Genomic DNA, 7,904 nt, shown 5'->3' on the forward strand with positions numbered 1-7,904 from the left:
TTTAACTAGCACCACGCGTATTGTTGTTTAGTTTTATGATTTAGGAGGATTTATCCAATGAAGTTTAGTAAGAAACTTGCTATGGCTGCCGTTGCTGCTTTAGCCTTAGTAGGAACTGCTGCTTGTTCAAATGGTGGCAGCAAGTCTTCATCAAGTTCAGAGAAGATTCCATCAAAGATTACTAAGAAAACTACTGTTGTTTTCTGGAATGCGATGCCTGGGGTTCAAGGCTCAACTTTGAAGCAATTGACCAATGAATTTGAAAAGAAGAATCCAAAGATTACTGTTAAGCTTGAAAACCAAGGTGCTTATAATGATTTGCAAGCTAAGATTAACTCAACCTTGCAATCACCAAACAACTTGCCAACAATTACTCAAGCATACCCAGGTTGGCTTTGGAACGCTGCTCAAAACAAGATGTTAGTCAACATGACACCATATATTAACGACAAGAACGTTGGTTGGGGTAGCGCTAAGGCTTCAGGTATTAGAGCAGAACTTCTCGATGGTGCTAAGATTAAGGGTACCCAATATGGTATTCCATTCAACAAGTCAATCGAAACTTTGACTTACAACAAAGATATGTTTAAGAAGTATGGCATTAAGAAAGTTCCAACTACTATGGAAGAACTTAAGCAAGTGTCAGAAACTATTTACAAGAAGAGTAATCACAAGGTTGTAGGTGCAGGTTTTGATTCACTTTCCAACTACTACACTCTTGGCATGAAGAACGAAGGCGTAAACTTCAGCGACAAGATCAACTTTAGTGGTGCAACTTCAAAGAAAGTTATCAACTTCTACGCAGATGGCATTAAGAAGGGCTACTTCAGAACTGCTGGTTCAGAACACTACCTTTCAGGTCCATTTGCTAACGAAAAGGTTGCTATGTTCGTTGGTACTTCAGCAGGTGAAGGCTTCGTTAAGCAAGGTGTAGGCAACAAGTTCACTTATGATGTTGCTCCACGTCCTGGCAAGTACACTTTGCAACAAGGTACTGACATTTACATGTTNCCACGCAAGTGCTGATCAAAAGGCAGCTGCATTTAAGTACATTAAATTCTTAGTTTCTAAGAGTAGTCAACTTAAGTGGGCTAATGCTACTGGTTACATTCCAGTTAACGAAAGCGTTGTAACTTCAAAGGCTTACAAGGATAACAAGAATATTAAGCTTCCTGCTAAACTTGAAGATGCAATGAAGAACTTGTACAGTGTTCCAGTTGCTAAGAACTCAAACGCTGCATTCCAACAATTGAATGGTATTTTGCAAAATGTCTTTGCAGCAGCTCAAAAGGGTCAAAATGTTAACAGTCAGATTAACACTGGTAAACAAAAATTTGATGCTGCTTGGAAGCAATAAAACTAAATAGCAATTAAGTTAAAAAGCAGACCGTGCTGGGTCTGCTTTTTTTGTGGAAAAATGGTAACATTTACTAGTAAATAAAAATGCAGAGGTGAGCTGGTTGATTAGACAACAAAATTTCCCCGTGGAAACAAAGTACAAATGGTATGACATCAACAATTTAAGTGAGGAAGATAGCGATAAGCTGCAGAGTGATTTCAATTTTACGCCAGATATTATTTCTTATATTTCTGACCGTCATGAACGTCCTCACTACGACTATGACTTACATACGAAGAGTCACTTGTTAGTTTATGATGTACCAATTTGGCCCACCAACACGATCAAACACTTTACATCACACCCAATTACTTTTTTGGTTGTTGGTGAAAATGTCTTTACTTTTCATACAGAATCAACCAGTTACGTGTTTGATGAATTTAACGATGAACACATGAGAGAAAGACTATCTGAGGCAAAAGACGTAACGGAATTGCTAATGCTCTTTTTCTTGTATTCTTCACAGTATTTCCAGCGTGCTGTTACCCAGTTGGATGTTGAACGAAATAGTTTGGATCAGAAGTTATCAGATGATATTAACAATAAGGACTTAGTTGAACTATCTAATATTGAAAAGAGTTTGGTTTATTTATCCAGTTCTATTCAAACTGATTTAATCATGCTGCATAGCTTGGATCATAGTAAATTGCAATTTACTAAGGAAGCTAGTGAACGACTTGATGATGTACTTATCGAATCAAGTCAGTCTGCAGAAATGGTTAAGATTTCGCAGCAAGTTACTAAAACATTGTCGGCTACGTCTAATAATATGATGAACAACAACCTGAACGATACGATGCAGTTCTTAACAGTGTGGTCTTTGGTACTCACTATTCCAACTATTTTGACAGGATTTTATGGAATGAATGTTAGTTTACCGGTTCTGAAAAATTCTTTTGACTGGGTTTTAATCACCATTTTAATGATCGTGCTGATGGTTTGGCTAGTCATATTGATGAAACGACACCATTTCTTCTAAGATTGAGGCAATTACATGAAGCATAAAGTATTGGTTGGAGCAGTTATTACAACTCTATTAGCTTTTTTGTTGTATATGGCAAATATGAAACGGGTCGAGGACGCCAAACTGACCGTTGTTGGTCCTAAGACAAGCAAGGTCGCCAAGAAAAAAGCTAAGGAACCTAAGGTAAAGACACTTAAAGAACCTAAGGTCAACTCGATTGAATATTCAAACCACGTAAAGGCGAAAAGCGGCAGCAATAAGAAGCTAGTTAAGATTATTAAAAAGACAATGGGACTTGATGATAGTTATCAAGTTGTTGCGCAGGACTTGAATAATTCTAATCATTTTGCCGTTGTTTCAAATACAGCGAAGGCACATAACGCTAATAAAGCGATGAAACTTTTCTTGTTAATTGCGCTATATGAACAAGAGCAAAAGGGCAAGATAGGTAATCGAACCGCAATTACAATTAAAAAGGCAGATAAGGTAAAAGGCGATAAAATGTTGCAAACCAATATGGCCTACGGTATTGCTTACCTTCGTGAAGCTATGTTGCGGGGCAATAAGACGGCATCAAATGCTTTATTGAGGAAAATCGGTGTAGCAAATGTCGATTCTGTAGCCAAAAGAATGGGTGCAACTCAAACAACAATTGCTAAGAATTTCAACGGGGATTCTTATGGTAAAACGACTGCTGCAGATTTAGCGAAGACAATGATGGGATTGTATCAAGGTCGAGTATTGAATCGACAACATGCTAGTCGAGTACTTAGCACTTTAGCTAGTTCTAAAGATCGTCCAAGTTTAGTTGATGACATTAATGGTGGCGTTTATGCGATTGGTGATCATGACTTCGCAGTGGCGATTGTACAAGGTAAAGGCAATGCATATTGCGTATCTGTTTGGGGTAGCAATAATAAGAACTTTGCTAAGTTAGGTCAACAAGTTAATACGTGGTTTAGTAAGAAACGTAAATAGAAAATAATGAGGCGAGAGGTCTCATTATTTTTTTGTTTTAAAATAAATTATTTACAGTCTGTAGATTGTATTCTTCATCATGTAGTGATATATTATTTACTATGCTAGGAGAAGGAGGGGTGAGAATGGCACAGAAGAGAAATCTTGATTTGGATAAAATAATCAATCAGGCAACCAAATTAATTTGTGAAAAGGGTCTGAGTGAGACAACATTGCCAGCTTTAGCAAAGGTATTAAATGTTCGCTCTCAATCGCTTTATCACTATGTTTCTGGGAGAGAGCAACTGCTATCGTTAGTGGGTGCAAGACGGATTAGTATCTTGCGCCAGAAGCTGATGGATAGCTTGATTGGTTTGTCTGGTAGGGATGCGTTATTAAAATTTGCGGATATTGTCAGAGATTTTTTGTTAAATGATCCTGCTTTATCAAGTATCTTGTATCATTTGAATGAATATCCAAAGGATGCTGCAATTAGTCAAGAAATCTTGAATCTAATTAAATTAGGTGAGCGACTTAATTTAAGAAGAGAAGGTGTCATTTCATTCCATGCTTTAATTGGCGCCGTATTAGGTTATGTCTTTTTGGATAATTCATCATCTTTTCTTGATGAGAGTAAAGATGAATCTAATCGTAACTATCATGAGATGATTCTGCGGCTTGTAGAACCAGTACCTGACTTACAAAAATAGGGAGGAAATAGGAAAGTGCAGAAATTTCTGAAAAACCATGTCTTTTCTTTAATTGCATGGGTTTTGATATTGATTATTTCCGTTGTTGCTTTGCCTAATATTACTGAGCTGACCAATGCCCATTCGGACATTACGTTGCCAAGTAATGTGCAAAGTAATGTGGCACAATCAATCGAAAACAACTGGGGTGCAAAAAAGAAAAACACCTATGCCGTAGCACTTGTTTTTAATAAAGAACATGGCAAGCTAACTGAAGCTGATAAGGCAGCTATTAATAATACGCTTGACAAGTTCACTAATGATAAAAACAAGTATGGAATCAAGGATTCTTTGTTGCCCGATTCTAACATTGCTACTAGAAAGAAACTTCAATCGAAGGATGGTACGACTTGGGTAGCACAATTTAATGTTGCTAAGAGTCATGGCACGATTGAACAAGTTTATAAAGAAATGAACAGGGATGCTAAGACGCAAGGCCTTCGTACCTATGTAACGGGCGCTGATGTTTTGCAGCATGATTTCTCTGCTTCAATTCAGGAAGGGATTAAGAAGACTGAAGCTATTACGGTTGTCTTTATCTTTATCGTTTTGATAATCGTCTTTAAGTCTCCAATTGTTCCTCTGATTTCTTTACTGACAGTTGGTGTGTCATTCCTTACATCTTTCTCAATCGTTACAAACTTAGTTGAACATGCTAACTTCCCATTCTCAAACTTTACGCAAGTGTTTATGGTTATCGTCCTCTTTGGTATCGGTACTGACTATAACATTTTGCTGTATGACAAGTTTAAAGAGGATCTGGGTAAAGGAATGGACAAATATAAAGCGATGCATGATGCGCTTTTCAAAGCTGGTAAAACCATTCTTTACTCAGGATCTTCAATCTTAATTGGGTTTACGGCATTAAGTTTAGCTAAATTCTCAGTTTACCAATCAGCTGTGGGTGTTGCTGTAGGTGTTGCCGTACTTTTGGTAGTACTTTTGACACTCAACCCATTCTTTATGGCTGTTCTTGGTAAGAAAATGTTCTGGCCTGTTAAGACATTTAACGGTGAAACAGATGACAAGTTGTGGCACGGTATTTCAGCTTCAACTTTGAAACATCCAATTATTTACTTAATTGTTTTAGCAGTTGTGACTGTTCCATTCATGTTAATGTACTCAGGTCACTTGAACTACGATGATACTGATGAAATTGCTGATTCAGTTCCATCTAAACAAGGTTTGTTGGTAGTTCAGAAACACTTTTCAAAGGGTATGGCTGAACCATCATACTTATACATTCACAGCAAACATCGATTAGATAATGAAGAAAACTTGAAGTTGATCGATCAATTAACTAGACAACTTCAAAATTCAAAGGATGTTTCATTTGCAACATCTGTAACTGAACCTTACGGTGAACCAATTGATATGCTTTATGTAAATAATCAATTGAACACTGTTAATGAAGGTGTTGACCAAGCTCGTACTGGTTTGGGTAAATTAAGCAAAGGCTCAAATAAGGTAGCTAATGGTGCTAATAGTTTGAAAGACGGTGCCGATCAACTTCAAGATGGTACTGGTCAACTTCAAAGTGGTGCACAACAATTAGTTGGCGGTACTAGTCGTTTGCAAAATGGTGCACAACAATTACAAAGTGGTGCAACTCGTTTACAAAATGGTTCAAGTCAATTAGTTAGCGGTGCTGATCGTTTACAAAGTGGATCAAGTCAACTTCAAAGCGGTGCGGTTCGTTTGCAAACAGGTGCTGGTCGTTTAGCTAGTGGTACTCATGCTTTGGTTACTGGTGCAAGCAGCCTTCAAAGTGGTGCCAACCGTTTGCAAAGTGGTGCTAATAGCTTACGTAGCGGTACGCAATCATTGCAAAACGGTACCCAACAAATGGTTAACCAATTACAACAATTGAGTTCACAACTTTCAACTCAATTGAGTGGTTCTAATAGACAGCAACTTGCTGCATTGCAAACTGCTTTGCCACAAATCAATAGTGGTATTCAGCAGTTGAACCAAGCTTTAGGTGGCAGTGTTGATACTTCAGGTGCAACTCAAAGTATTGCTGCTGTTCAACAAAATGCTGCTAAACTTGAACGCAGTTTAGCTAAATTGCAAAGCTTGAGCGGTGCTGCAGCTAGTGCGGGTAGTTCTGTAAATACAAGCAGAATGGAATCAGAAATTAGTAGCGCTGTTTCAAGTTCATTGAATAGTAGTAGTTTAAATGATGCTGATAAGCAGAGAGCTACAGCTGCTGCAACTAGTGCTGCAATGAATGCGGTACGAAATGCAATGAGCGGTTCTACTCAAAATGGTAGTGCTTCCGAAATGCAATCAGCATTATCAGAAGCTCAAAATGCTGCTCAAGGTCTTCAAAGCTCAATGGCTTCAATTTCACAAGGTAATACTTTAGCTCAACTTCAAGCATTAAGAACTCAAGTTAATACTTTAGCTCAAGCTTCAAACCGTGCACTTCCAGGTGCCGCAACTGCTTTGAACCAATTAAGCTCAGGCTTATCTCAAGTTCAATCAGCTGCTAGTCAAGGTGTTGCAGGTGCACAAAGACTTAATTCAGGTGCTGCTTCATTGAATAGCGGTGCTGGTCGTCTTAGCTCAGGCCTTGGCAGTTTAAGTGCTGGTGCCGGTAGACTTAGTTCAGGTGCTAGTCAACTTGATTCAGGCGCAGGTCAACTTCAAAGTGGTCTCGGAACTCTTGCAAATGGTGCAGGTACTTTGAACAGTGGCCTTGGTACTCTTGCTAACGGTGCAGGTACTTTGAATAACGGTCTTGGTACTTTAGCTAGTGGTGCTGGTCAGCTTAACAATGGTGTTGGTCAATTAGCTAGCCAAGCTCCACAACTTATTTCCGGCATTGGTCAACTTAACAGTGGTGCTGGTCGTCTTAGTGAAGGTGCTGGCAAGTTAGCTTCTAAAGTACCACAACTTACTACTGGTATTGATACTGTAAACAGTGGTTTAGGCCAAGGCGAAGCTTACCTTAAAGGCTTAGGTTCATCAGCCGCTGCTGATACTTTCTACATTCCAAAGGAATTCTTAAAGAATGATATGTTTAAGAAATCAATGGATGTATACCTCAGCCCAGATAAGAAGTCAGCCCAAATTATTGTTATCTTTAACTCAAACCCAAGTGCTACCGAAGCTACTGACAAGTCACAAGAGTTGAGTGCAATGGCTAAGAAGAGCTTCCAAGGTACTGCCTTGAAGAATGCAACTGTTGCTATGGGTGGTCAAAGTTCAAAGATCAAAGATACTAAGTCAGTTGCTAGTGGCGACTTCCTTAGAACCGCTGCCATCATGTTGATTGGTATCGGTATTGCCTTGATGTTTGTAACTCGTTCACTTCTTCAACCAGTTTACATTCTTGGTTCTTTGCTTATTGCTTACCTCTGTTCACTTTCAATCAACCAATGGATTGTTAAGGCAGTTCTCGGCAGAAGCATGCTTACTTGGAACACTCCATTCTTCAGCTTCATCATGTTGATTGCCTTAGGTGTTGACTACAGTATCTTCCTCATGACTCGTTATCGTGAGCTTGAGACTGAAGGCTACAATACTCCAAGTTCAAGAATCTTGAAGGCATGTGCCATTATTGGTACAGTGGTTGTTTCAGCCGCTATTATCTTGGGTGGTACTTTTGCAGCCCTTATTCCATCAGGCATTCCAACCTTGATTGAAGTTGCCTTAACTGTGGATGTTGGTTTGTTAATCTTGGTATTCATTTTGCCAATTACGTTATCAGCTGCAGTTAAATTGACTTATGAAGGAGTTAACTTCAGTAGATTTATTGGAAAAAAGAAATCTAAAAAATAATAAATAAAATTTAAAAGCGGCCCTATTGATACAATCCCACTAAAGTGGA

The 7,904-nt window shown here is 38.6% G+C and carries 5 protein-coding genes and 1 pseudogene; all 6 read left to right on the top strand.

Features of this window, described 5'->3' with window-relative positions; translation table 11 throughout:
* Window positions 1-213: 213 nt before the first annotated feature.
* Window positions 214-1,010: extracellular solute-binding protein (locus tag FC57_RS09990; RefSeq protein WP_476737420.1), on the top strand; the 797-nt coding region annotated here is incomplete at its 3' end.
* 1 nt (window position 1,011) lies between these two features.
* A pseudogene (locus FC57_RS11370) lies at window positions 1,012-1,357 on the top strand (extracellular solute-binding protein); the annotation flags it as partial.
* 103 nt (window positions 1,358-1,460) lie between these two features.
* Window positions 1,461-2,378 carry a magnesium transporter CorA family protein gene (locus FC57_RS09995; RefSeq protein WP_040529600.1) on the top strand — a complete coding sequence of 306 codons (918 nt, stop codon included), beginning with the start codon at window positions 1,461-1,463 and terminating at the stop codon, window positions 2,376-2,378.
* Between the two features lie 15 nt (window positions 2,379-2,393).
* Window positions 2,394-3,341: a serine hydrolase gene (locus FC57_RS10000; protein WP_007126186.1), complete on the top strand. Its 948-nt coding sequence runs from the start codon at window positions 2,394-2,396 to the stop codon at window positions 3,339-3,341.
* 125 nt (window positions 3,342-3,466) lie between these two features.
* Window positions 3,467-4,030: a TetR/AcrR family transcriptional regulator gene (locus FC57_RS10005; RefSeq protein ID WP_040529602.1), complete on the top strand. Its 564-nt coding sequence runs from the start codon at window positions 3,467-3,469 to the stop codon at window positions 4,028-4,030.
* A 15-nt stretch (window positions 4,031-4,045) separates the two neighbouring features.
* Window positions 4,046-7,855 (top strand): MMPL family transporter, encoded by a 3,810-nt coding sequence (locus FC57_RS10010; protein WP_007126188.1) that lies wholly within the window; start codon window positions 4,046-4,048, stop codon window positions 7,853-7,855.
* Window positions 7,856-7,904 lie beyond the last annotated feature (49 nt).

Source organism: Lactobacillus ultunensis DSM 16047 (genome assembly GCF_001436305.1).
GTDB classification, from domain to species: Bacteria; Bacillota; Bacilli; order Lactobacillales; family Lactobacillaceae; genus Lactobacillus; species Lactobacillus ultunensis.